Below are 24,242 nucleotides of genomic sequence, written 5' to 3'. Positions count from 1 at the left end.
CCCTTTTCCTGCCGCGGCAAGCGGCCCGAATCACTGCCCAGAAGGGACATCATGGCAACGCTTGGCGAGAACCCGAAGCGACTCGGAATCTTCTTCTTCTTCGATGCTCAAGGGGTTGTGGACTCCTACGTGGAGACCCTCCTCGCCGACATGGTCAAGAACCTCTCCGAGCTGGTCATTGTCGTCAACGGCGAGCTGACCGCCAAGAGCTACGCCAAGCTGACTGCCTTCACGGACAACATCATCCTGAGGGAGAACAAGGGTCTGGACGCCTGGGCCTACAAGACGGCCCTGGAGAGCTACGGCTGGGACAGACTCGTCGAGTTCGACGAGGTCGTCTTGTTCAACGCCACCATCATGGGGCCGGTGTACCCCTTCGAGGAGATGTTCTCCGAGATGGCCGGCCGGGACATCGACTTCTGGGGCATCACCTGGTTCCACAAGGTTCCCTATGACCCCTTCGGGCATGCCGCCGAGGGGTATCTTCCGCGCCACCTCCAGTCCCACTTCCACGCCTACCGGCGTTCCCTGGTCTCCTCCAAGGCCTTCCAGGACTACTGGGACAACCTTCCTCAGATGAACTCCTACGAGGACTCGGTGGGACTCCACGAGGCTCCTTTCACCCAGCGCTTCGAGCGGCTCGGCTTCACCTCCGACGTCTACGTCAACACCGAGGACCTGGAGGGGTACACCTTCTCCCCGGTGCTCTTCGCCCCCAAGCGACTCATTGAGGACAAGCGCTGCCCCATCTTCAAGCGCCGCTCCTTCTTTCACGACTACCAGGACCTGGTTCGCCAGTCCGTGGGCAACACCTCCCTCGACCTCTACGAGTACCTGCGCGACCACACCGACTTCGACACGAACCTCATCTGGGACAACGCCCTGCGCACGATGAACATGGAGGATCTGGTCAAGAACCTCCAGCTCACCTATGTCCTGCCTACGCAGGCGGTGATCCGCGAGCCCAAGCCGCAGAAGGTCGCCCTCATCGCGCACCTGTACTACATGGACCTCCTGGAGCCCACGCTGGCCTACGTCACGTCCATGCCCGAGGGGACGGACCTCATCCTCACCGTCGGATCCCAGGAGAAGGCGGAACTGGTGGAGGAGGCCTGCAAGGATCTTCCCTACAACGTAACCGTGCGTCTCATCGAGAACCGGGGTCGGGACGTCAGCGCGCTCCTGGTGGGCTGCAAGGACATCATTAACGACTACGACCTGGTCTGCTTCACCCATGACAAGAAGGTCACCCAGGTCAAGCCCTACTCGGTTGGGGACGGGTTCGCGATCAAGTGCTTCGAGAACCTGCTGGCCACGCGCGACTTCGTCACGAATGTCATCGCCACCTTCGATGCCGAGCCGCGTCTGGGGCTTCTCGCGCCCACCCCTCCCAATCACGGTGACTACTTCCCACTCTTCTCCATGGGGTGGGGTCCCAACTTCGAGCGCACCAAGACCCTCCTGGAGAAGGAGCTGAACCTGAACGTCCCGATCGATGAGAGCAAGTCGCCCATCGCCCCGTTGGGCACCATGTTCTGGTTCCGTCCGGCCGCCCTCAAACCTCTGTTCGACCACGACTGGACGTGGGAGGAATTCCCGCCTGAGCCGAACAATATTGACGGAACCATCCTCCACGCCATCGAGCGCGCCTACGGCTACGTCGCTCAGGCCTCCGGCTACTTCTGCGGCTGGCTCTTCTCGGACTCCTTCGCCCGCATTGAGATCACCAGCCTGTCGCACTACGTCCAGGACTTCACTCACGCAGTTGCCGAGAACGGCATTCTCGGCTACGAGGATGACATGGTGAGCAACCTCCGCAAGCGGGGCGCTGAACGCAAACGGATCAAGAAGCAGGTCGCGCGCTGGGTCCCGGCCCCCCTGCACAGGCCGCTTGTGAGAGCGTACCGGCGGGCCCGGAGGATCGGGAGGTGACAGTGGCGGATACGGCGATATCGAGCCGGCGGACGGCCGGGAGACCCAGGGTTTTCTACCTGGACCTCATCCGGGCGCTGGCCGCTGTGCTCATCGTCCTCACCCACTTCAACTATCACCTGCGTGAGCACGGAGGCGGCTACGTCCTGACCTTCCAGCCCTTCGGCGTGTACGTGGGTGCCCTGGGCGTCTCCCTGTTCCTCATCATCTCCGGTGCCGCCCTGACGTTCACCTACCGAAGGCCCATCAACCTCAAACGCTTCTACTGGAAGCGATTCCTCAACATCTACCCGATGTTCTGGACCGCCTGGTTGCTGGGGACTCTCTACTACTTCCTCATCTTCAACGGGCGGCCGCCCAACGCCGCTCCGGCGAAGTCCTTCATCTTCACACTTCTGGGAGTCGACGGCCTCGCCGCAGCCTTCGGCTGGCCCACGATGTATCTGCTGGGTGAGTGGTTCCTCGGTTTCATCCTCCTGTACTACCTCGTCTTCCCGCTGCTGCTGTGGGCCATCGACCGCTATCCGATCGTCACGGGCGCTGCCATCCTGGCGGCTTACGCCGCCACCGTGATCGTTATGCAGCGCTACTTCGCGGGCTACCCCTCGGCGATGATCCTCACGACCAGGCTCCCCGAGCTGGCCTTCGGCAGCTACTTCGTCCTCTACGTCCGTCGGGTCCACGGGGCCACCGTCATCCCGGCAGCAGCGGTCCTGGCTGTCTGCGCGATGCTCCCCAAGCAGATCCCCGAGGACGTGGGCACCACCATCGTGGGCATCTCGGTCTTCCTCATCCTCGCGGTCGCAGGCCGCTACGTGGCGATCCAGCCGGTTCGCGCCCTCGTCGGCCTGATCGCCAGGTACTCCTACCCGATCTTCCTCGTCCACCACGTGGTGATCCTGCTGGTCCTGCAGAAGGTTGACGTCTACGGCTTCTACCCCATCCAGCGCTACATACTCCTGGCGGCCGAGTTCGTCCTCATCTTCGCCCTGTCGGTGGCGTTGGAGAAGGTCACCGCTATTGTCGTCGACTTCGTCACCACAGCCTTCAAGGGCATGAGCTGGCGCCCCGAGGTGTCCGAGGTTGAGCACTGAAAGCCGTCGGCGGCCGCTGAGAGTGACGTGCAACCAGTCGGCGTGTCGAAGGCAACGGCATCTGCCGGCACGATCGGCTCTGCCAGCGCCGAGAATAGTGATGTGGTCGAGGAGCACCCTGCGCGTGCGCCGTCGGCCCGAATCGACTACCCAAGGGAGACCCTCGTGACCCGTACCTGCCTTGTCACAGGTGGTGCCGGATTCATCGGCTGCGCGATCTCGCGCGATCTGGCGGACGCCTTCGACCGCGTCGTGGCCCTGGACAACATGCACCCGCAGATCCACCCCTCCCAGGCTCGGCCCGCCGAGCTCGACGAGCGTGTGGAGCTGCGCCGGCTGGACGTGTCCCTCGCTGAAGACTGGGACGCGGTCCTGGCTGAGGCCGCACCGGATGTCATCGTCCACCTGGCCGCGGAGACCGGCACCGGCCAGTCGCTCACCGAGGCCTCCCGACACGCGAATGTCAACGTCGTCGGCACCACCCAGATGCTCGACGCCCTCGTGCGCCACGAGATCCGCCCCGACAAGATCGTCCTGGCCTCCTCCCGGGCCGTCTACGGAGAAGGGAAGTGGGTGGATGCGGAAGGGCACTTCTCCTACCCCGGGCAGCGCACCCACACGATGCTTGAGGGCGGTCAATGGGACTTCGCCGGACTGACCCCCTCGGTCCAGTCCTCCACCGAGGTCAAGGCCTCCCCGGCCAATGTTTACGCCGCGACCAAGTTCTGTCAGGAGAACCTTGTGACCTCCTGGTGCGGCTCCTTCGGTGTCACCCCGGTGCTCTACCGGCTTCAGAACGTCTACGGCCCCGGCCAGTCCCTCATCAACCCCTACACCGGCATCGTCTCCCTCTTCGCCCGCCTGGCCAAGCAGGGGCAGTCCATCCCGGTCTACGAGGACGGTCAGATCGTGCGGGACTTCGTCTTCATCGACGACGTCGCCTCCGCCATCGTGGCCGGCGTCCTGCACTCGCCGGCCGCCGTCAAGCCCTACGACATCGGCCTGGGGGAGCGGACCACCATCATGCAGGTCGCTCAGGTCATCGCCGAGCACTATGGAGCGCCCGCCCCGCACGTCACCGGCCAGTTCCGTGACGGCGACGTGCGCGCCGCCTGGGCCGACACCACGCGCGCCCGCCAGGCGCTGGACTGGGAGCCCCGGGTCGGTGTCACCGAGGGCATCAACCGGCTGTGCGACTGGATCGACGCCCAGGAGGAGGCGGGTCCATCTACGCCCACCGGCACGGCGACGGCGGTGTGAGCCTATGCAGCTGTCTCGACTGCTCCGCTCGGAGGACGCCCGCCAGACACTGGACCTCACCCTTCGGCTGACTCAGCGCTCGGTCTCCTCGGAGTTCAAGGGCACCACCCTGGGGCGACTGTGGTCCTTCATCAACCCCCTGGCCACCATCGCCATCTTCGCCCTCATCTTCGGTGTCGTCTTCCGTGGGGGAGTGCAGGAGGGCCGCAACTCCGGGATCGACTCCTTCGCCCTGTGGATCGGCATCGGGGTGCTCAGCTGGACCTTCTTCTCCAACGGCATCATGGCCTCCATGAACGCCCTCGTGAACAACTCGGGGCTCCTCACCAAGGTCTACTTCCCCCGCCAGGTCCTCATCTACTCCGCGGTGCTCTCTCTGGCCGTGGACTTCGCCTTCGAGCTGCTCGTGCTGATCATCATCGCCATGTTGATGGGCGGTCCCGGGGTCCTCCTCATGATTCCGGCGCTGTTCGTCGTCACCGTGCTGGCGGGCATGTTCGCCGTCGGACTGGGCCTCATGCTGTCCATCGCCACCGTCTATTTCCGGGACCTGGGCCACCTGTGGCAGATCTTCAACCAGATCTGGATGTACGCCTCCGGCGTCGTCTTCCCGCTGAACATGCTCGACAGCGTCCAGAACCGCCTGTTCGACGCCGGCTGGCAGATCAACGGCGCACCGATCCCCATCACGACGATCGCTCGACTCAACCCGGCCGAGACCTACCTCGAGGCCTTCCGATCCTGCCTGTACGATTTTGCCCTGCCGTCGCTACCGGTCTTCCTGGCCTGCCTGGGGTGGGCGGTCGTCATGCTCTCACTGGGCCTGGCCTTCTTCCGCCGGCACTCGGCGAGCATCGTTGAGGAGCTCTGATCAGATGGCTGCAACAACCGGATCGTCCGCATCATCAACGTCGTCGGCGCAGAGCTCCTCAGCAGCATCCTCGGCCGTGCCGGCCGTGCGCATCGAGGACGTCTCCAAGCGCTTCAGGATCTACCACCACCGCAACCAGTCCCTTAAAGGCGCTATTCTGCAGCGCAGCCGTGGCGTCTACGAGGACTTCTGGGCGCTCAAGGACATCACCTTCGACATCCCCGAGGGCAAGACCTTCGGGCTCATGGGGCACAACGGATCGGGCAAGTCCACCTTGCTCAAGTGCATCGCCAAGATCCTGTCTCCCGACTCGGGCTCCATCACCGCCCGGGGGCGCATGGCCGCCATGCTGGAGGTCGGCTCGGGCTTCCACCCCGAGCTCTCCGGGCGGGAGAACATCTTCCTCAACGGCGCCATCCTGGGGATGAGCCGAAAGGAGATCGAGGCCAAGTTCGATGACATCGTCGACTTCTCCGGGGTGGGTGAGTTCATCGATCAGCCGGTGAAGAACTACTCCTCGGGCATGTACGTGCGCCTGGGCTTCTCCGTGTCCATTCACGTCGAGCCGGAGATCCTCCTGGTCGACGAGGTCCTGGCCGTCGGTGACATGGAGTTCCAGGAACGGTGCATGGACAAGTTCGCCGAGTTCCGCGAAGACGGCCGCACCGTCGTCGTCGTCTCCCACGGCCTGGAGCAGATGCGCACCTTCTGCGACGAGGTCGCCTGGCTCGACCACGGTCGGCTCAAGGAGGTCGGCCCGGCCCCCGAGGTGATCGACAAGTACTCCGATGTCACCCACGGAGCCAAGAAGGTCAAGGAAGGACAAGGCGTCCGCTTCGGCAGTGGCGAGGCCCAGATCAGCCGCATCGAGCTGCTTGACCGCAGGGGCCGGCCAGTGGGTTCCATGCGTACCGGGGACGAGGCCACCATTCGCCTTCACTACCGCTGCGAGGAGACGATTGAGAAGCCCATCTTCGGCTGCTCCATCGACACCCGTGAGGGCATCTTCGCCTGGGGACTTCACGGCCTCGACGACGACTTCCAGCCCGAGAGGATCGAGCCGGGCGAGGGGACCGTGGACGTCTCCATTCCCGCGATGATGCTGCGGCCGGGTGCCTACCTCATCTCCGCCTCCATCTCCCCCTGGCAGCTCTCCAGCGTCATCGACGCCTACCAGAAGGCCACCTCCTTCGACATCGTCCCGGGGCCACGCATGGAGTCCGGGGGGCTGGTGGCTCTGGGGGCACACTTCGAGCGAATCACCCCGCCGCGCCCCATGGTGAAGCACACGAGGAACAGCTGAGGCTCGGCAGGGCGGGCAGGGCCTCAGCTCAGCCTCGCCGAATCCTCTTGATGTGCTGAGCCACGGTGCGGAAGAAGGGCTTGACCGAGGCCTCAACGCGATCGATCTTCGCACTGATGTCGTAGGTCTGATACAGGACCTGTTGCGTCGTGCTGCGCAACTCGTCGCGCAACTCGTCGCGCAGCTCGCCGCGCAGCTGGTCGATGCCCGAACCCAGGTTGTGCACGGCCCCCTTGAGGTGCTCGATCTCCTTGTCCTGATGCTCCAGTCTCTCCCAGAGACGGCGGTAGTACTCCGCGGAGACCAGCAGGAGACCCAGGTTCTCAGAGCCCGCCAGCACGCCCTGTCGAGCGGAGACCGTGGCCTCGGCGCCCTCCAGGGACAGGCGGGCATAGCGGTCCCGGATGGCGAGGTTGTCGGTGCGGTGATGGACGGCGTCGACGACGACGGAGTTGCCCATCGTCCCGTCGGTGGAGTCGCGATGGTGCCAGTGGGCCAGCGGCTCCCCGTTGATGAAGCCCACCGGGGAGGTTGCCAGCAGACGCAGGTTGAAGTCCCAGTCGGCCTGGGTCAGCAAAGACCCGTCCCAGTGACCGATACGGTCGGCCACCTCGCGGCGGATGAGCTGCGAGATCGGCGGGACGTAGTTGGACACCATCGTGTCGATGAGGGTCCAGCTCTCCTTGTCCTCCTCCAGCACCCATCGGCCTCGCTCGACCAGCCCTTCCTGTGTGACCGTCTCACTGATCACGTCGCAGCGCGCCGCCACGGCGCCGTGCTCGAGGTGCTCATCGAGGTGGGCCACGCAGGCGGCCAGGAAGTCGGGCTCCCAGGAGTCGTCGTCGTCATGGATCGCGAAGAACTCGCAGGAGGAGACGGCCAGGCCATCCTCCAGGGCGGCCTCGCGCCCATGAGAGGTCTCATTGGTGACCACCCGGGTGCGCTCCCTCAGCCACTGGGGGGCACTGGCCAGAGCGCTCTCCACGGGTTCGGTGCTTCCGGCGTCATTGACGATGACGAGCTCGAGGTCCTGGAAGGACTGCGCCCCGATCGAATGGAGTGCTCGGTTCAGCAGTATGGGACGGTTACGGGTCCGGGTCACCACGGTGACTCGTGGCGATTGTGTGGCGGGTCCAGCCATGTCAGGAGGTCCTCCTTGATCCGATGCGTGTGCAGCGTGCTTGACGGTACTGCCCGGTGACGCGGAGCGTCTGACGACGTCGGTTCGGTAACTGTAACGGTTAGGGGTACGAACGGCGTAGTCGCGTGCCGCAATCACTGGCGACTCGACGAGTCCCTCGCCCGCCGACGCAGCTCGCGCGGCAGACCGGCGACGGCCTGAACAAGTCCCGCCACCACCGGGCCGCGCTGCGGCCCCCGCAGGGAACGCACCAGCGTACGGGCCAGCGCCTGCACCACCACCGGGGCAGGGCTGTGGGCGGCGGCCGTCAGAATCCGGTTGCGGGCGTTGACCCGGATGAACATCGGTGAGTCGGTGCCTGAGGACGAGGCGTGCTCGTGGCGCGCCACCGCCTCACGCACGTAGACGACTCTCCAACCGCGCTCACGCAGGCGCCAGGACAGATCCGTGTCCTCGTAGTACATGAACAGGTCCTCGCGGAAGCCCCCCAGGGCCTGCCACGCCTCACGCCGGATCGCACAAGCGCCCCCGCACAGGCCGAAGACCTCGCTGGGGGAGTGCTCCCGCTCGGCGGGCACCAGCCAGTCCCGGTCATAGCCGTTGCCCGAGGCGTCCACCAGGTTGCCCGTGGAGTTGACCAGGACCTCCCCCTCGCCGCGGGCAGCGGCCTCGTCGTCGAGCCGGGTCCACCGCCCGGTGCGCGGGGAGACGAGTGCGTCCTGCTGCCCCGGGACGGCCGGCATCCAGCGGCCGGCCAGCAGAATCCGCGCCGTCGCCGCGGCCGGAGCCACTGCGGACGGCGGGTCGCTCAGAGGGGCCAGGAGCGCCTCGAGGAAGCCGGACTCGGCCACCGCGTCATTGTTGAGCAGGACGAGGACATCCTCAGCCATGCCCCGGGCGCCGAGGTTGACGCCGGCACCGAAGCCCCGGTTCTCGCTCGACTCGACCACCGTGAGCCCCTCCCGGCGCAGGCGCCCGGCCGAGCCGTCACCGGAGGCGTTGTCCACGACGACGAGCCCGTCCCCGTCTCCCAGCTGCTCACGGATGGAGCGGGCCGCCCGGATCGTCAGCTCGGTCTGGCGCCAGTTGACGATGACGACGCGAGCTGAGGGACGCCTGACGGGCTGGGTCACACCGCACCCCCGATGAGGGCGTGATAGACCTCCGTGTGCGCGGCGGCGCAGGCCTCCCAGGTGAAGGTTCGGGCGCGCTCGCGGCCGGCCTCGGCCAGCTCGTCGTGCTCTGCTCCAATGGCCCGGGCGAGCCGGCCGGCGATCTCACGCGGCGAAGCGGGGTCGGCCAGCAGGCCGGCCTGTCCGCACACCTCGGCCATGCAGGTCCCGGCGCTGGTGACCACCGGGGTTCCGTAGGCCATGGCCTCCAGGACCGGCAGGCCGAAGCCCTCCCAGATGGAGGGGAAGCAGAAGGCGCGGGCGCCGCTGTAGGCGGCCGCCAGCTCGTCGTCGTCGAGCCTGCCGGTGACGTGGACCCGATCACCCAGTCGGGTCAGCAGTTCGCGCTCGGCGGCGTCGTCGCCCCAACCGGCCGGACCGACGAGGACCAGGTCGAGGCCGCCGGCGTCGTCGTGCTCCTCGATGAGCAGTGCGAAGGCCCGCAGCAGTCCCAGCAGGTTCTTGCGGGGCTCGCGCGTACCCGTCCACAGGATGTAGTCGCGCGTGAGGCCCCGGGTGGCCCGGAAGCCCCGGATCTGCTCCTCGGTGACGGCACGGGTGCGCACTCCGTGCGGGATGACGTAGAGGCGGGCGGCGTCGATGCCCGCCGCGATGCAGTCGTCAGCGGTGGCCTGGGAGGGGACGACGATGGCGCTGGCCTCGGTAATGACTCGCTCCAGGCAGCGGCTGAAGTAGGCGTTGCCGCGCGCGGTGAAGTGCTCGGGTGAGCGCAGGAAGGCCAGGTCGTGCACGGTGACGACCAGCGGCAGCGAGGTGGGGGGCAGTGCCCAGGTCGTGGCGTGAATGAGCTGGGCGCCGGGCAGGATGGACTCGGCCCGAGGCAGCCCCAGACGGTTCCAGGACTCGTACAGTGCGGTGCGAGGCAGGTGGGAGGAGCGTATGGGCATCGGTGGTAGACCGACCTGGCGGGGTGAGGCAGCCCCCTGGTGATGGGCAGTGATCCCGGCCACGGGCACCCGCCGGGCGCGCAGGGCCTGGGCGAGCTCGACGATGTAGGTGCCCGAGCCCCCGGGGACGGGCTGCCACAGCTGCTCCACCACCATGCCCACCCGGGGGCCGCGGGGACGAGCCGGTGGGCGTGAGCCGTTGACGGTGGAGGACGTGGTGCGGGAGACGGGGGAGAGGGAAGGAGCCGGGGAGTGCGCCGGGCGGGAAGGATCTGCGCTCATGGGCTCAGAGTACGAGGTGAACGCGCGCGGCGCGGTAGCCTGCCGTCATGAAGGTTCTTCTTGATGCGACGGCGATCCCGGCTGATCTCGGAGGCGTGGGGCGCTATGTCGACGACCTTGTCCCCGAGCTCATCGCCTGCGGCGTCAAGCTGGCCATGGCCGTCCAGCAGCGGGACGTGGCGCACTTCTCCACCAAGGTGCCGCGCGCCCACCTCTTCCCGGTCTCGCAGTCCATGGAGTCGCGCGGCGCCCGGATGGCCTGGGAGCAGACGGGGCTACCGGCACTCATCCACCGGATCCGCCCCGATGTCCTGCACTCGCCCCACTACACCTTCCCGGCCCTGCACCAGGTGCCCGTGGTCGTCACCCTCCACGACGCCACGTTCTTCTCCCACCCGCAGGCGCACTCGCCCATCAAGCAGAAGTTCTTCACCAACGCCATCCGCCGGGCCGTGCGGCGGGCCGACGCGCTGGTCGTCCCCTCGCAGGCCACCCGCGACGAGACCATCAAGTACGTCGGTGGCGACTCCGAGCGCTTCCACATCGCCTACCACGGTGTGGACACCTCCGTGTTCCATCCGGTCGACGACGCTGAACGGGCCCGCGTGGCCGCCTCCCTCGGGCTGGAGGGCCGACGCTACATCGGCTTCCTGGGGACCCTGGAGCCCCGCAAGAACGTTCCCAACCTGGTGCGCGCCTGGGCCAGCGTCTTCCGCGACTGCGAGGACGCCCCGGCCCTGGTCCTGGCCGGCGGACCCGGGTGGGATGAGGACATCGAGCCCGCCCTGGCCCAGGTGCCCCGGCACCTGACCGTCCTGAGGCCCGGCTACCTGCCCCTGGAGGACCTGCCCGGGTTCCTGTCCGGATGCGAGATCCTGGCTTATCCCTCCATCGGTGAGGGCTTCGGTCTGCCGGTCCTGGAGGCCATGGCCTGCGGGGCCGCCGTCCTGACCACCCGCGAGCTGAGCCTTCCGGAGGTCGGGGGCGACGCCGTCGCCTACTGCGGATCGGACCCCCAGGCCATCGCCAGGGGCCTCGTGGTCCTGGACGCCCAGCCCCAGCGGCGCCAGGAGCTGGGGGTCGCCGCCCTGGAGCGGGCCGCCGAGTTCACCTGGAGGGCCTCCGCCCAGGCGCACGTCGAGGCCTACCACGCCGCCATGGGACGCTGATCTCCGTGCCGGTGGCGTGCAGCAGTCGTTGTCCTCAGTGATATCGGCCGAGACGGCCGGCGCACTCGTGTAATGTTCATCGACAGGTTGATGACTCTTATGAGACGTCAGCAGGACAACGCTCGGTGGGAAGGAAGAGACGGCCAGTGAACGAGATCATGCCTCTGCAGACTGAGGGGACCTCCCTCCCTCGTGCCGGGCGCGAAGAAGGGAAGACGCGCGGACGTGTTCTCGTCACCGGCGCCAACGGTCAGCTGGGGCGTGCGCTCATGGCCCTGCTGCCGCAGGCGGGCTTCGATCCCACCGGCGTCGACCTGCCCGAGGTGGACATCTCGGATGCGGCCGCCATGTCCGCCTGGGACTGGTCGGGGTACGACATCATCATCAACGCTGCGGCCTGGACCAACGTGGACGGGGCGGAGACCCCTGAGGGCCGTCGGCTGTCCTGGCGGGCCAACACGGTCGGCCCGGTCAACCTTGCCCGAGCGGCCGTCCAGCACGGCCTGACCCTGGTGCACCTGTCCACCGAGTACACCTTCGACGGCGTGACGGCTGTCCACACCGAGGAGGAGACCCCCTCACCGCTGGGCGTCTACGGCCAGTCCAAGGCGGCCGGGGACGCCGCCGTCAGTGTCTGCCCCCGGCACTACCTGGTGCGCACCTCCTGGGTGGTCGGCGATGGCAAGAACTTCGTCAAGACGATGCTCTCCCTGGCCGAGCGCGGTATCAGCCCACGGGTTGTGGCCGACCAGACCGGGCGCCTCACCTTCGCCTCCGATCTGGCAGCCGGCATCATCCACCTCATCACCTCGGGCGCCGAGTTCGGCACCTACAACCTCTCTGGTGACGGCCCGATCCTCTCCTGGGCCGATATCGCTAAGCGGGTCTATGAGAAGGCCGGCCACAGCCCCGACGAGGTCACTCCCGTCACCACTGAGGAGTACTACGCCGGTCAGGAGGGGATCGCGCCGCGGCCACTGAGCTCGGTCCTGGACCTGGCGAGGATCAAGGCCACAGGTTTCAGTCCGGCTGACTCCACGGAGCGTCTGAACGTTTATCTTCAGGGCCTGCTGTAGGTTGTCCCTCGTGGGATTGCATCCCTCTCATCCCTTCTTATCCCTGTTCCTGTCGGAGATCTGTATGAGACGTGAGCTCACCACATACTCACGACTGCCCATGAGTCGCATAAAGACCGGGGCAACGTTATCCCGGCGCCCGGCACTGGTCGGTGGGCTTCTCCTGGTTCTCATGCTGCTGACCGGACTCGGGTGGGCGGTGTCCTCGCCGGTGGAGTCGTCTCCCGATGAGGACTTCCACCTGGGGAGCATCTGGTGTCCCCGCCCAGCGGGGAAGTACTGCCAGACCAGTGTGATGAACGGTGATCCGGTGGTCCGGGTCCCGGTTGCCGTGTCGGACGACTCGATGAAGTGCTACAACTTCCAGCCGGATAGATCGGCGAGGTGTGCGCTCGGCTATCGCGACTCGGAGATGGCGTGGACCAAGCGCTTTGATGATAGCGGGGCGTACCCGATCGGTTACTACCACTTTCACCACCTCTTCGTCGGCAAGGACGTACAGACCTCGGTCCTGGTGATGCGCACCGTCAACGTGCTCATCGCCGTGGCGCTTCTGGGGGCGGTCGGCTTCTGTGCGCCACAGCGCCTGAGGCGACCATTCGTGGGTGCGATCGCCGCCTCCTGGGTGCCGATGGGTATCTACTTCATCGCCTCCAACAACCCCAGCTCCTGGTCCCTCTCAGGGCTGTTGGCCTACTCCGCGGCGACGTATATGGCCACCCAGCAGAAGGGGCGCCGGCGTACTGTGCTGGTGATCTGCGCAGTAATCGGTGCCGTCATGTGTCTGACGTCCCGATACGACTCCGCATTCTTCCTCCTCGTCGTCGGCCTCGCCCTGCTCTTCGTGGTGCCATGGAAACGCGGAGGATGGATAGGGCTGGGAGCCCTGAGCGGAGTGTCCCTCCTTGGGGTCGGCACCTTCATGGCCTCGTCCCAGGTGTCGAAGATCAGTTACTTCCTGAGCGCTTTTGAAACGTCAGATCCCGCAAAATCTGCCAGCAAGCAGTCGTTCTTCGAGAGGCTCATCATTGGGCTGGAGAGCGCCCCGAAGTATCTTGGTGGATTCTGGGGCCACACATGGACCCCGGGGTGGTACGACGTTCCTCTGGAAACTCGAACCCCCTACGTGCTCACCATTATGGCGGCCGGCGCTTTCGTGGCCATCGCCTTACGCCGTGGCGGGTGGCGGAAGTGGACCTCCATGGCGATCATCGTGGGGGCGATGGTCCTCCTTCCTGCCGTGTTCTACGCGAACGGGGCCATGAAACACATCGAGCTCTACCAGGCCCGGTACATCTTCCCGCTGCTGGCCCCCACCTTCTTCCTCATGCTGGCCGTTGACCAGGATGAAGACGCGTGGTTCACGGTTCCGCAGGCCGTCTGGGTCACCGTCTGCGCTTCGCTGTGTCAGGCAATCACCCTCCATACGCTGCTGCTGCGATTCGTCCAGGGAATCCACGAGCGGTGGGAGCTCAATCTCAACAAGCACATCGAGTGGTGGTGGAGCGTGCCGGTCTCGCCCATGATGGTCTGGTTCCTCACGACATGCTTCGCCACTGCGGCTCTAGGAGTCGCCATGGCGATGCTGACGCGTGCACCTCAGGGGCAAGAGGAGCCGCAGGATTCGTAAGCATTGTGGGTGGGTGGCGCCATGGCGCCACCCACCCACAATGCATGAGGAGAGGAGCGCGCTGGACGCTCCAGCGGGTACCTCAGGACTGCTGGTTCTCCAGCAGGCCCAGGAGGTAGGCGCCATACCCGGACTTCACCAGGGGCTCGGCGCGCTGGCGCAGGCCCTCGTCGTCGATGAAGCCCATGCGCCAGGCGACCTCCTCGGGGGCGCCGATGTTGAGGCCCTGACGGTGCTGGACGGTACGGATGAAGCCGGTGGCGTCGGCCAGGGAGTCGAAGGTGCCGGTGTCGAGCCAGGCGGTGCCGCGGGGCAGGACCTCCACGGTGAGCCTGCCGGCCTCCAGGTAGGTGCGGTTGACGTCGGTGATCTCGTACTCGCCGCGGGCGGAGGGCTTGAGGTTCTTCGCGATCTCGACGACGTCGTTGTCATAGAAGTACAGGCCGGGAACGGCGTAGTTGGAGCGGGGCTGGGCCGGCTTCTCCTCGATGGAGATCGCCTTGAAGTTCTCGTCGAACTCGACCACGCCGTAGGCCGTGGGGTCGGCGACCTGGTAGGCGTAGACGACACCGCCGTCGGGGCTGGTGTGGCGGCGCAGCTGGGTGCCCATGCCGGGGCCGTAGAAGATGTTGTCGCCCAGGACCAGGGCGGCGCTGTCATCGCCGATGAAGTCGGCGCCCAGCACGAAGGCCTGAGCCAGGCCGTTGGGCTCCTGCTGAACCGTGTAGGACAGGTTGACGCCGAGCTGGGAGCCATCGCCCAGGAGGCGGTGGAAGGAGGGGGCGTCGTGGGGGGTGGTGATGACCAGGACGTCCTGGATCCCGGCGAGCATGAGGGTGCTCAGCGGGTAGTAGACCATCGGCTTGTCGTAGACGGGGACCAGCTGCTTGGAGGTCCCCAGGGTGATCGGGTTGAGTCGCGTGCCGGAGCCTCCGGCCAGAATGATTCCTCGCATACCCCAAGCATGACCCATTCCGGCCTCGAATGGCGCCAGGATCGAGCGGATCGGGAGCTCTTCTCCGTGGTTCACGGCACGTTCCGTCCCTGGCGGCCCCGTCTGAGGGGTGTCGAGCAGGCCGCGCCGATAGACTCGCACGGCGGCGCCTCGCAGACACGGTGGCGCCGAGACCGAGACCAGTGCGCACAGAAGGGGCCATCAATGGGGCAGATCGAGCTGGGCAAGCCGCTCGCCATCGAGCAGACGCCGATTCCGGGATTCCTGCGGATCGACCTGACTGTTCACGGGGACAACCGCGGCTGGTTCAAGGAGAACTGGCAGAGGGAGAAGATGCTGGCCCTGGGGCTGCCGGACTTCGGGCCGGTTCAGAACAACATCTCCTTCAACAACGAGGTCGGGGTCACCCGCGGCATCCACGCCGAGCCCTGGGACAAGTTCGTCTCGGTGGCCACCGGCCGCGTCTTTGGCGCCTGGGTGGACCTGCGCGAGGGGCCCTCCTTCGGAGCCGTCTACACCTGCGAGATCGACCCGTCGGTGGCGGTGTTCGTGCCTCGGGGCGTGGGCAACGCCTATCAGACGCTGGAGCCGGGCACCGCCTACACCTACCTGGTCAACGACCACTGGTCGCCCGAGGCCCAGTACACCTTCCTCAACCTGGCCGATGAGACGGTGAACGTGCCCTGGCCGATCGCACTGAGTGAGGCCATCCTCTCCGACAAGGACAAGGCGCACCCCCGCCTGGCCGACGTCACCCCCTTCCCGGCTCCCGGGGCCCAGGCCTAGGACGTGCCCGCGTACCGGTACGGTGAGGCACTATGAGACGACTTGAGCCGGCGCGCCAGCGGTACGCCTGGGGGTCGACCTCGGCCATTCCTGCTCTCCTGGGCAGGGCCGAGGACGGCGCCCCCTGGGCCGAGGCCTGGTACGGATCCCACCCGGCCGGTCCCGCCCAGGTCGCCGAGGGCGGCGTGCTGTCCGAGCTCATCGACGCCGAGCCGGAGCGTCTCCTGGGTGAGGACATCATCTGGCGCTTCGGGCGCCGGCTGCCCTTCCTCCTCAAGCTCATCGCTCCCGAGCAGCCCCTGTCCCTCCAGGTCCACCCCAGTCAGGCCCAGGCCGCCGAGGGCTACGCCCTGGAGAACGAGGCGGGCATCGCGCTGGACCACCCCTGCCGCAACTACAAGGACACGAACCACAAGCCGGAGATGGTCCTGGCCCTCACCCGCTTCCAGGCCGTTGCCGGCTTCCGGGCCCCGCGCCGCGCCGTCGAGGTCCTCTCCGGGCTGGACAGCCCCCTGGCCCGCCGGATGCGACGCACCCTGCGTCTCAACCCCACCCGCTACGGCATCCGGCAGGTCTTCTCCGACGTCGTCTCGGCCGCCACCCGTCCAAGCCCCCAGGAGATCGACGCCCTCGTCGCTGAGATCGCCGCCAGGTTCGAGGCCGGTACCTCCCCGTCGCTGCGGGTGGACTCCAACGTCGTGAAGATGGCCGGCACCTTCCCCGGAGACCCCGGCATCGCCGCCGCGCTCCTGCTCAACCCCGTCACGCTGCAGCCCGGTGAGGCACTGTTCGTGCCCGCGGGAAGCGTGCACGCCTACATCTCCGGTCTGGGCGTGGAGGTCATGGCCTCCTCGGACAACGTGCTGCGCGCCGGACTGACCGCCAAGCACATCGACGTCCCCGAGATGCTGGCCTGCGTCGACTACGTGGCGGCGCCGCCGGTGCGTCCGGCCCCCGAGTACCTCTCTCGCGCCACCCGCGCCTACTACGCGCCGGTGGACGACTTCGAGCTCATGGTCACCACCGTGGTGGCCGCCGACGGGCGCCTGCCGGTCCCCGGACGGGGGCCGCGCATCCTCCTGGCCGTCGAGGGCGCCATGACCCTGGTGTCCCAGGCCGACTCCCAGACCCTCGCCCAGGGCGAGGCCGTGTTCGTTGGTGCCGACGAACGCAGCCTGTTCGTGGAGGGGGAGGGGACCCTCGTCCAGGCCGACGTCCCCTGACCCCGGTGCTCAACGGGGCGTCAGCGTGACTGGGACCCGCCGACCCACTCGGTGATGCCCTCCTGCCGGACGGCGGCCGCGGCGACGTCGTCACCCGCCTCGGGGGTGAGAACCACTGCCGTGCGCCCGGTGCGCCAGGCGACCAGGACCTCCTGGAGCATCTGGGCCGTGTCGGGGCTGCGCACCAGGACGGCACGCGAGGCGGAGGCCTTGTCGGCCCCCGTGGATGCGCCGGCCGCCTCGACCCGGGCCACCAGCTGGGCGCGCGTGAGGATGGTGGGCCCGTCGCCCGACGGGACGGTGCCCGCAGGAGCGCCCGGATCCGCAGGCACTGCCATCTCAGCGGTCAGGTCACTGAGGCACGTCAGGTCGCCAGCGGCGCTCACCGGAGTGAAGTGGTCGGGATAGTGCATGAGGTCGGCGGCGCCGTCGAGCACGAGAGCGGGCAGGTCGCCCGGCCAGCGCAGCGCCAGCGAGGCGGACGGGACCAGCACCTGCGCCTCGGCCTCCTCGCAGAGGCTCTCCGGGGTGAAGGCCACGCTCAGCTCGGGGACGAGGCCGGCGGCACGGATCTCCTCGCTGCTCCCCAGGAGCACACTGCGCCCCGCCAGCCACGTACCGCACGCCCAGGCGACGGTCCGCCAGTGAGGAGGGAGTGCCACATGGACTCCATCACCGGGTGCCGACTCCGATGTGACGAATCCCGCGGTCTTCGCCAGCCACATGGACAGGACGTGGCCGGTCAGCTCGACTCGTTCGTCGATTCCATAACAAATGAGCCACGGCCTGTCGGCATCCTGAGGACCGGGGAGCAGCGGCAGCAGGGGATCTGGCATGACCCCGATTGAAGCAGATCCACGGACTTTCAGGAACCTCCCTGGTAATGTCCAGTCGGTCGGGGCAATGTGTCACCATGCGTCAGGCGCCCTGAAATTCTCTGGAACACCGTGGGTATTTCTGCTGTCAGTCAGGTAGCGGGAGCCTCTCAGGAGATTTGTAGGAAGTCAACATATGGTGGCAACCAGATGGGGGTATTCCTTGATATATCAAGGAATGATGTCGACGGTCACGAGAGGGTGAAGTTTCCCTCCCCGGCTTGACTGGCCTTGTCTCACACGCATGTAATTCTTACTGGCAAGAAGCTCGGATCGAAGGGAGGCCGGCATGTGGAACATCCTCGGCGACGGCCCACTGAAGCACCCAGAGGAGCCTGACGCGGAGGTGCTGTCACTCCTCTTCGGTGGCGGTGACGACGTCGATGAAGGTCCTCTGGCGTGGCAGGAGCGCGCTCTGTGCGCTCAGACGGACCCTGAGGCCTTCTTCCCTGAGAAGGGCGGTTCCACACGCGAGGCCAAGCGAGTCTGTGCGACTTGCGAGGTTCGCGAGGAGTGCCTCGAGTACGCCCTCGCCAACGACGAGCGCTTCGGTATCTGGGGCGGCATGTCGGAGCGCGAGCGGCGCAAGCTCAAGCGTCGCGCAGTATGACCCCCGCCGGCTCCACACAGGGAGCCAGTCGGGTAGGAGCCCTGGCCGTCGTCGTGTCGGCCGGGGCGAGCCCGTTTCTGGCGCAGACACTGTCCGCGATCACCTCACAAACCTGCGCGCCCGACGTCGTCCTCGTCGTCGATGTCGCCTCGCGAGCCAACGGGCTGGGGGACGGGACCCCGATCGAGGAGCTCGTGGAGCGGTCGGGGCTGGATACCGTCACCGCGGTGCGCGTCGTCAGGGCCAAGGAGGCCAAGAACTTCGGAGACGCCGTCTCCCGGGGGCTGACCGCCTACGCCGGACTCGTGGCCGCCGGCAACCGCAAGCGCCGCAGCTCGGAGGGCGCCGACGGCGCAGAGGGTTCGGATGGCGAGGCCACCTCGAACGGGCCGCGCACCTCGGTGCGGGACCTGCTGCTGTCGGGCTCGGGTCCCATCACTGGCCCCACCGGGGCGCTGTCACCGATCACCGCCTACGAGCAGCGGCTCGTGGCTCCCACCGAGGCCGCCCCGGAGATGCCGGAGCACCAGGTGTGGTTCTGGCTGCTCCATGACGACTCCGCCCCAGCTGAGGACTGCCTCGAGCGGCTGCTCACTGCCGCGACCAATGCGCGCTCCGTGGGAGTCGTCGGGCCCAAGCAGGTGGGCTGGGACAACCCCGAGCTGCTTCTGGAGGTCGGGCTGCGCGCCACCGCCTCGGCCCGGCGCGCCAACGACATCGTCCCCGGCGAGGTCGACCAGGGCCAGCACGATGACCGCAGCGATGTCCTGGCCGTGGGAACCGCCGGCGCCCTCGTCGACCGGGCCGTGTGGGAGGAGATCGGCGGCATCGCCCCGTGGCTCGGCCCCTTCGGCGACGGTCTGGAGTTCTCGCGCGCCGCGCGCCTGGCCGGATACCGCGTCATCGTCGAACCCACGGCCGTCATCCGCCACCGACGGGCCTCCTACCAGGGGCTTCGCCGCCCCGCGTCCGTCTCGCACTCCTCCGGTGCGCAGCCCCGCACCGACGCCGAGGCCATCGAGGTCGCGCTGCCCGAGCCCGACCCGGAGAGGTCCTTCCGGGCCCGGCGCAGCGCCCAGCTCACCAACTGGGCGGCCTTCTCCGCCCGGCCCATCGGCCTGCTGCTGACCTGGTTCGTCATCCTCGGACTCATGCGCTTCGTGTGGCGCCTGGCCTCCAAGGCGCCGGCGCTGGCCCGCGACGAGCTCGGTGCGGCTCTGGCCGTGGCCGGACGCGGCCGACGGGTCAGGGCCGCCAGACGCCGGCTCGCTCAACACACCAAGGTGCCCGCATCCGCGCTGGGGCGCCTCTACGCCACGGCGGCCGAGATCCGCGGGGTGCGCCGCGACCGTACCCGCCAGGAGCGCGAGCGTCGCGCCCGTGCGGCAGCTCCCAGCGAGCTCGAGCTGCGCGAGCTCGCCGCACTGGCCCGCAGCCGGCGCCGCACCCTGAGCGCGGTCATGGTGCTGGTGCTGGTACTGAGCACCTACGGCCTGTCCCGGCTGCTGCTGACCCGCTCCATCACCGGTGGGGCCCTGCCCCTGTTCAGCGGTGACTGGCGTCAGATGTGGGACAGCGCCTGGAGCACCTGGATCGCCACCGCGGACGGATACCCGGGCGGCGTCACCCCGTTGCTGGCCATCCTGGCCCTACCGGCGGCCCTGGGAAGACTGGTGGGTCTGGAGACCAGCGCGCTCATCAGCGCCCTGGTTCTCCTGGCCCTGCCTCTGGCGGCGCTGGGGGCGTGGTTCGCCGCCGGCACGATGACCCGGAAGGTGGTGCTACGGGCCTGGGCGGCACTCGTGTGGGCCCTGTCCCCCAGCCTCCTGCTCGCCCTGGGCCAAGGGCGCCTCGGCGCTCTCCTGGTCCACCTCGTCCTGCCCTGGGCGCTGCTGGCCCTGGCCCGCGCGGTAGGCGCCGACCGACGGGACCTCGTTCTGTCCGGACTGGTGGGCGCCCACCTGCTCACCGACGAGGAGCGCGCCGAGCTCGACCGCTTCTCCACCGAGAAGGTCACCGACCTCGCCCACCTGGATGAGGAGGCGCAGGCCGAAGCGCAGGCCGACTCGAGGGCCGAGGGCACTGAGGATGCTGCGGACGCAGTGAATGCAGTGAATGCTGAGGACGATGCCGAGCCCGCCCAAAACGGGGAGGCTGACAGTAACCCCGCCCCGGATGACGCCTCGGACGATGAGGCTCATGACCGCGGTGAGGATGAGCAGGAGACCGGCCGAGCGGCCCGGGCCCAGGCCGCACGGGAGGCCGAGGTCGACCTGCCTCCCACCGAGAAGTACGGCTACGGGTCGGCGACGGCCGCCGCAGTCGCAGGACTGCTGCTGAGCGTCGTCGTCGCGGCCGTCCCGGCCACCGCCGCCGTGCTGGCCGTCATCATCCTGCTGCTGTCGGTGACCACCCGACGCGGGTTCAAGCTCGTCCTCACCCTGGTGCCCATGCTGGTCACCGCCGCCCCGGCCTGGTGGGGCGCCTGGCTCCTGGGCCGGAGCGCAGGGTGGGCCGAAGGGGTCCGGCTGCTGCTGACCGACATCGGCCTGCCCGTCTCCGCACCGGCGCCGAGCAGCCTCGACCTGCTGGTCGGCTCCCCGATGGACCTGGACGCCCTTGTGTCCTCCGGGGCCCTGGGCGCCCTGCTGCGGGTACTGCTCGCGCTGGTCCCGGCCCTGGGCGTCATCGGGCTCTTCGTCTCCCGGCGCGTCCGGGTGGCCCGCACCGGCATCCTCCTGGCCGTGGGCGGCCTCCTCCTGGCCGGGCTATGCCTGCGCACCCCGACCGGGCTGGGCCCGGACGTCGACGGAAGCGGCCTGGCTCCCGTCAACGGGTGGTCCGGGGCCGGTCTCTCCCTGGCGCTGAGCGGCTTCCTCGCAGCGGCCCTGACCGCCGGAGAGACCATCTGGGCCCTGCTCGGGCAGCGTTCCAGAGGCGACCGTCGCGCCCTGGAGCGCAGGAGCCGGAAGGATGCCGACGCGGCCTCCTGCCCGGCAGGTGGCCCCACGGCGAGGCGGAGGCGATCGCGCCGCCTCACAGCGGCCTTCACGACGGCCGCCTGCCTCGTCCTGCTCGCCCCGGTGGTGGTCGGCGGCGTCTGGTCCTACCAGGCCCACCGCGCCAGCAACCCGCGGGTCCTGGCGCTGCACTCCACGCCCCAGCAGATCCCGCTCATCGCCGAGCAGTTCCAGGGCTCGCAGGCGGCCGGAAGAGTCCTCAGACTCACCTCCACGCCGCAGGGGCTTCAGGCCACCATCTGGCGCGGGCCCGGCACCCAGGTCAGCGACGTCCTGCCCGGAGCGGTCAACGTCGAGGCGCGCACCCGTGCCGCAGCGGCGCTGGTCGACCCCGGACTCAGGCCCAGTAAGGACGGTCGGCGGACCAGGCCCACCAGCGCCTCCTCAGGTCAGGCTCTCGTCCTGGACGATCCCGCTGACGCCGAGCTCGCCCAGATCGTCACCCGCGCCACCGCCGGCCAGGACAAGGGGGCCGCCGACGCCCTGGCGGCCCACGGCATCGCCGTCGTCCTGCTCGATGACCAGGAGGGTGACGCCGTCACCGCCGAGGCCCGCGTGGGCCTGGCCTCGACGCCCGGACTGGAGCAGCTCGCCCAGACCGCCTCGGGCAACTCCTGGCGGGTCACGTCCTCGGCGCACCCCGACTCGGCCCGCCTGAGCCTCCTGGACTCCGGTGGCGAGGTCACCCCGGTCGCCTCCACCGGTGCCGGTTCGGGGACCCGCACCCGGATTCCCGCCGGAGCCGGCCCCCGCACCCTCGTCATGGTGGAGCGCTCCGACGCCGGCTGGAGCGCCACCCTCGACGGCCGCCGCCTTGAGGCCACCACGGTTCGCGCCCAGGACGGCAGCTGGAAGCAGGGCTTCGCGGTCGGCTCCGAGGGCGGGGAGCTGGTGGTCACCCACACCCGCAGGTCCACTGCCGCCGCGACCTACACGATCTGGGCCGTCTGGGCCCTGACGCTGGTGGCGGCACTGCCCCTGCGACGCGGAAAGGAGACGGCCTCATGACTCAATCCCGTCAGGACGACGCCGACAACCAGCAGGAGCCACCGGAGAAGTCCGAGCCCCAACCCCCGCAGCACGAGTCGACGAGCCCGGGCCCGCAGCAGGCCGACAACGAGACCGACGACGAGCGCGCGGACGAGCGCGCGGACGAGGGCGCTGACAGCCCCGCCGGCCAGGATCAGGACTCGGGCAGCGCCTCCACCGACGAGGCCGCTGACGACGCCTCCCGCACCGATGCCGTGGCGGTGGATGAGACTGATACCGCCGTCTCCCAGGCCGCCCGGCCCGCCGAGCCCGGCAACCCCTCCACGAAGCGTCGGAGAAGGTCGAACAGCACCAGACGGCGCCGCCGGTCACTGGGGCAGACGGTCGCCCGCGGCGTCGGTGTCCTGACCTCCCTCGCGCTCGCCGCAGCCGTCGGAGGCGTCACCTGGTGGGGGCACGCCGCGCCGACCACACCGACTCCCCAGCTGCAGGCCCTGAGCCTGGCCCAGCCCGGAGGCACCACCACCTACGTCTGCCCGCACGCGCCCACCAATACGTTGCGGGGAACCGACGTCGGCGCCATGGAGTCCGCCACTGCCATCGTCCCGGCCAAGGGAGCCGGTAGCGCCCAGTCGGCCACCTACGCGGGTCGGAGCATCCCCACCGACACCGCCACCTCCATGAGTACCGCCGAGGGCGGCATCCTCACCCTCGTCCCCGCGGACGGCCGGGTGGCCAACGCCGTCGGGGCGGTGACGACTCTGACCAAGAGCGGTGACCTGCGGGGGCTCACCGCCGCCCCCTGCACCCAGCCGGCCGCCATGTCCTGGATCGTGGGCGGCTCCATCGCGGCGGGCTCCTCGGCCGAGCTGCGACTGGTCAACCCCGGCGTCCCCCCCGCCACCGCAAAAGTCACCCTCTACGGTTCCATCGGCCGACTCAGCCTGCCCAGCAACGGGGAGATCACCGTGCCCGCGGGCGGCTCCTCCTCCCTGGCCCTGGAGACGAAGGGTAGCCAGGACCCGCGCATCGCCGTATCCGTCGAGGCCGACGGCGGCTCCGTGGTGCCCACCCTCGTCACCGAGTCCCTCGACGGGGAGCCCCCCGCCGGCACCGACGTCATCACCCCGGGATCCGCCCCGGCCACCGACCTCGTGATCCCCGGCGTGGAGATCGTCGAGCCCGCTGCACAGGGCGAGGTTCCCGATGCCAAGACCAGCGCCGACTCCTCCGATACCCCGGCCGTGCGCATCGTCAACCCCGCAGCGGCCCCGGCGACCGTGTCGGTGACCATGCTCGGCAAGGACGGGGCCCGCCCGCTGAGCGGGGCGCAGTCCGTGACCATCGACGCCGGCTCCGTCTTCGACATCCAGCTGGCGGGCGTGCCCGCGGGCACCTACGGCGTGCAGGTCACCTCGAGTACGCCGGTGGGAGCCGCTGCCCGCATGGTGCGCAGCGGCGGTGAGTACCCCGCGCGCTCCAAGGCCCTCGTCCATGACCAGGCGTGGGCGCAGGCCGCGCTGCCTGGGGCCGTGGACTCCGGCCTGCTGGCGGTGCCGCGCGCGGCCTCCCTGAGCTCAGCGGTCACCGTGGCCAACAGTGGTGAGACCACCTCGGTGACCCTGTCCTCCCTCGACGGCTCCTGGAAGCAGGACGTCAAGGTCGCCAAGGGCGCCTCCGTCGTCGTCGAGGTGCCGGCCGAGGTCTCCGCCGTCCGCCTGAACGCAGCCGGTCAAGAGGGCTCGTCGGGGACCTCGCGCACCTCCAGCGGCCTGGCCGCCGCGACCATCGTGACCGCGCAGGCCGACGGAGACGTGGCCGGCACGCTCATCTCCACCGTGCCGGCTCAGCCCGACGCCACCGTTCAGGCCCAGCGCCGCATCCTGCTGGACTGACGCACGCCTTTTTCTCGCCCAACCGGGCATTCTTCGCGTAGCCGGGCGGA

At 68.5% G+C, this 24,242-nt stretch carries 18 protein-coding genes; 13 read left to right on the top strand and 5 right to left on the bottom strand.

What is annotated here, in order from left to right:
* Window positions 1-51: 51 nt before the first annotated feature.
* The 5 genes from HMPREF2883_RS07230 to HMPREF2883_RS07210 all read left to right on the top strand — a co-directional run bounded on the left by HMPREF2883_RS07230 (window position 52) and on the right by HMPREF2883_RS07210 (window position 6,460).
* Window positions 52-1,932: a rhamnan synthesis F family protein gene (locus HMPREF2883_RS07230; protein WP_070660322.1), complete on the top strand. Its 1,881-nt coding sequence runs from the start codon at window positions 52-54 to the stop codon at window positions 1,930-1,932.
* The gene (locus tag HMPREF2883_RS07225; protein WP_070660319.1) at window positions 1,929-3,026 is read left to right on the top strand and encodes an acyltransferase family protein; all 1,098 of its coding nucleotides are present in this window, start codon (window positions 1,929-1,931) and stop codon (window positions 3,024-3,026) included. The genes HMPREF2883_RS07230 and HMPREF2883_RS07225 overlap by 4 nt, the downstream gene beginning before the upstream one ends.
* Before the next feature lie 165 nt (window positions 3,027-3,191).
* Window positions 3,192-4,286: an NAD-dependent epimerase/dehydratase family protein gene (locus tag HMPREF2883_RS07220; RefSeq protein ID WP_070660316.1), complete on the top strand. Its 1,095-nt coding sequence runs from the start codon at window positions 3,192-3,194 to the stop codon at window positions 4,284-4,286.
* Window positions 4,287-4,290: 4 nt separating this feature from the next.
* A complete protein-coding gene (locus HMPREF2883_RS07215; RefSeq protein ID WP_070660313.1) occupies window positions 4,291-5,157 on the top strand; it encodes an ABC transporter permease in 867 nt (288 codons plus the stop codon).
* 4 nt (window positions 5,158-5,161) lie between these two features.
* Entirely contained in the window at window positions 5,162-6,460 is a 1,299-nt protein-coding gene (locus HMPREF2883_RS07210; RefSeq protein WP_081384517.1) for an ABC transporter ATP-binding protein, read from the top strand.
* Between the two features lie 28 nt (window positions 6,461-6,488).
* Here HMPREF2883_RS07210 and HMPREF2883_RS07205 read toward each other — a convergent pair whose 3' ends face one another.
* From HMPREF2883_RS07205 to HMPREF2883_RS07195, 3 genes are all read right to left on the bottom strand, one after another.
* Complete coding sequence (locus HMPREF2883_RS07205) at window positions 6,489-7,601, bottom strand: glycosyltransferase family 2 protein (RefSeq protein WP_070660307.1); 1,113 nt, start codon at window positions 7,599-7,601, stop codon at window positions 6,489-6,491.
* A 134-nt stretch (window positions 7,602-7,735) separates the two neighbouring features.
* Window positions 7,736-8,734 carry a glycosyltransferase family 2 protein gene (locus HMPREF2883_RS07200; RefSeq protein WP_070660302.1) on the bottom strand — a complete coding sequence of 333 codons (999 nt, stop codon included), beginning with the start codon at window positions 8,732-8,734 and terminating at the stop codon, window positions 7,736-7,738.
* Window positions 8,731-9,843, bottom strand: a complete 1,113-nt coding sequence (locus tag HMPREF2883_RS07195) for a glycosyltransferase family 4 protein (protein WP_070660405.1) — start codon at window positions 9,841-9,843, stop codon at window positions 8,731-8,733. The genes HMPREF2883_RS07200 and HMPREF2883_RS07195 overlap by 4 nt, the downstream gene beginning before the upstream one ends.
* A 167-nt stretch (window positions 9,844-10,010) precedes the next feature.
* On the opposite strand from HMPREF2883_RS07195, the gene HMPREF2883_RS07190 reads away from it, so the two are divergent.
* The 3 genes from HMPREF2883_RS07190 to HMPREF2883_RS07180 all read left to right on the top strand — a co-directional run bounded on the left by HMPREF2883_RS07190 (window position 10,011) and on the right by HMPREF2883_RS07180 (window position 13,838).
* Window positions 10,011-11,132: a glycosyltransferase family 4 protein gene (locus HMPREF2883_RS07190; protein ID WP_070660299.1), complete on the top strand. Its 1,122-nt coding sequence runs from the start codon at window positions 10,011-10,013 to the stop codon at window positions 11,130-11,132.
* Window positions 11,133-11,290: 158 nt separating this feature from the next.
* Complete coding sequence (locus HMPREF2883_RS07185) at window positions 11,291-12,208, top strand: SDR family oxidoreductase (protein ID WP_371080520.1); 918 nt, start codon at window positions 11,291-11,293, stop codon at window positions 12,206-12,208.
* A 100-nt stretch (window positions 12,209-12,308) separates the two neighbouring features.
* On the top strand, window positions 12,309-13,838 hold the full coding sequence (locus HMPREF2883_RS07180) for a DUF2142 domain-containing protein (protein ID WP_256277376.1): 1,530 nt from the start codon (window positions 12,309-12,311) through the stop codon (window positions 13,836-13,838).
* Between the two features lie 82 nt (window positions 13,839-13,920).
* Here the strand turns inward: HMPREF2883_RS07180 and rfbA are convergent, their stop codons facing one another.
* Window positions 13,921-14,793, bottom strand: coding sequence for a glucose-1-phosphate thymidylyltransferase RfbA (gene rfbA, locus HMPREF2883_RS07175; protein ID WP_070660399.1), 873 nt, complete (start codon window positions 14,791-14,793; stop codon window positions 13,921-13,923).
* A 204-nt stretch (window positions 14,794-14,997) separates the two neighbouring features.
* Between rfbA and HMPREF2883_RS07170 the strand changes: the two genes are divergently transcribed.
* Window positions 14,998-15,579: a dTDP-4-dehydrorhamnose 3,5-epimerase family protein gene (locus HMPREF2883_RS07170; protein ID WP_070660293.1), complete on the top strand. Its 582-nt coding sequence runs from the start codon at window positions 14,998-15,000 to the stop codon at window positions 15,577-15,579.
* A gap of 32 nt (window positions 15,580-15,611) precedes the next feature.
* Window positions 15,612-16,802 (top strand): mannose-6-phosphate isomerase, class I, encoded by a 1,191-nt coding sequence (gene manA / locus HMPREF2883_RS07165; protein WP_070660290.1) that lies wholly within the window; start codon window positions 15,612-15,614, stop codon window positions 16,800-16,802.
* 20 nt (window positions 16,803-16,822) lie between these two features.
* Here manA and HMPREF2883_RS07160 read toward each other — a convergent pair whose 3' ends face one another.
* The gene (locus HMPREF2883_RS07160; RefSeq protein ID WP_070660287.1) at window positions 16,823-17,638 is read right to left on the bottom strand and encodes a TIGR03089 family protein; all 816 of its coding nucleotides are present in this window, start codon (window positions 17,636-17,638) and stop codon (window positions 16,823-16,825) included.
* 328 nt (window positions 17,639-17,966) lie between these two features.
* Here HMPREF2883_RS07160 and HMPREF2883_RS07155 point away from each other — a divergent pair, with 328 nt between their 5' ends.
* The 3 genes from HMPREF2883_RS07155 to HMPREF2883_RS07145 are packed head-to-tail and all read left to right on the top strand — an operon-like array spanning window position 17,967 to window position 24,192.
* Window positions 17,967-18,287, top strand: coding sequence for a WhiB family transcriptional regulator (locus HMPREF2883_RS07155; protein ID WP_003787027.1), 321 nt, complete (start codon window positions 17,967-17,969; stop codon window positions 18,285-18,287).
* Window positions 18,284-22,315 carry a glycosyltransferase family 2 protein gene (locus tag HMPREF2883_RS07150; RefSeq protein ID WP_070660284.1) on the top strand — a complete coding sequence of 1,344 codons (4,032 nt, stop codon included), beginning with the start codon at window positions 18,284-18,286 and terminating at the stop codon, window positions 22,313-22,315. Before HMPREF2883_RS07155 ends, HMPREF2883_RS07150 begins: the two co-directional genes overlap by 4 nt.
* The gene (locus HMPREF2883_RS07145) at window positions 22,312-24,192 is read left to right on the top strand and encodes a DUF5719 family protein (RefSeq protein WP_070660281.1); all 1,881 of its coding nucleotides are present in this window, start codon (window positions 22,312-22,314) and stop codon (window positions 24,190-24,192) included. Before HMPREF2883_RS07150 ends, HMPREF2883_RS07145 begins: the two co-directional genes overlap by 4 nt.
* Window positions 24,193-24,242: the final 50 nt, after the last annotated feature.

The sequence above is a fragment of the Actinomyces sp. HMSC075C01 genome (assembly GCF_001812965.1).
GTDB classification, from domain to species: Bacteria; Actinomycetota; Actinomycetes; order Actinomycetales; family Actinomycetaceae; genus Actinomyces; species Actinomyces acetigenes.
The sequence above is the reverse complement of the archived record's forward strand: the minus strand, read 5'-3'. Positions and strand labels throughout refer to the sequence as shown.

What these genes read in the sequence shown, in the direction of transcription:
- HMPREF2883_RS07230 (WP_070660322.1), top strand. Translation starts at nt 52, where the DNA reads ATGGCAACGCTTGGCGAGAACCCGAAGCGACTCGGAATCTTCTTCTTC.
- HMPREF2883_RS07215 (WP_070660313.1), top strand. Translation starts at nt 4,291, where the DNA reads ATGCAGCTGTCTCGACTGCTCCGCTCGGAGGACGCCCGCCAGACACTG.
- HMPREF2883_RS07210 (WP_081384517.1), top strand. Translation starts at nt 5,162, where the DNA reads ATGGCTGCAACAACCGGATCGTCCGCATCATCAACGTCGTCGGCGCAG.
- HMPREF2883_RS07205 (WP_070660307.1), bottom strand. Translation starts at nt 7,601, where the DNA reads ATGGCTGGACCCGCCACACAATCGCCACGAGTCACCGTGGTGACCCGG.
- HMPREF2883_RS07190 (WP_070660299.1), top strand. Translation starts at nt 10,011, where the DNA reads ATGAAGGTTCTTCTTGATGCGACGGCGATCCCGGCTGATCTCGGAGGC.
- HMPREF2883_RS07185 (WP_371080520.1), top strand. Translation starts at nt 11,291, where the DNA reads ATGCCTCTGCAGACTGAGGGGACCTCCCTCCCTCGTGCCGGGCGCGAA.
- HMPREF2883_RS07180 (WP_256277376.1), top strand. Translation starts at nt 12,309, where the DNA reads ATGAGTCGCATAAAGACCGGGGCAACGTTATCCCGGCGCCCGGCACTG.
- rfbA (WP_070660399.1), bottom strand. Translation starts at nt 14,793, where the DNA reads ATGCGAGGAATCATTCTGGCCGGAGGCTCCGGCACGCGACTCAACCCG.
- HMPREF2883_RS07170 (WP_070660293.1), top strand. Translation starts at nt 14,998, where the DNA reads ATGGGGCAGATCGAGCTGGGCAAGCCGCTCGCCATCGAGCAGACGCCG.
- manA (WP_070660290.1), top strand. Translation starts at nt 15,612, where the DNA reads ATGAGACGACTTGAGCCGGCGCGCCAGCGGTACGCCTGGGGGTCGACC.
- HMPREF2883_RS07160 (WP_070660287.1), bottom strand. Translation starts at nt 17,638, where the DNA reads ATGCCAGATCCCCTGCTGCCGCTGCTCCCCGGTCCTCAGGATGCCGAC.
- HMPREF2883_RS07155 (WP_003787027.1), top strand. Translation starts at nt 17,967, where the DNA reads ATGTGGAACATCCTCGGCGACGGCCCACTGAAGCACCCAGAGGAGCCT.
- HMPREF2883_RS07150 (WP_070660284.1), top strand. Translation starts at nt 18,284, where the DNA reads ATGACCCCCGCCGGCTCCACACAGGGAGCCAGTCGGGTAGGAGCCCTG.
- HMPREF2883_RS07145 (WP_070660281.1), top strand. Translation starts at nt 22,312, where the DNA reads ATGACTCAATCCCGTCAGGACGACGCCGACAACCAGCAGGAGCCACCG.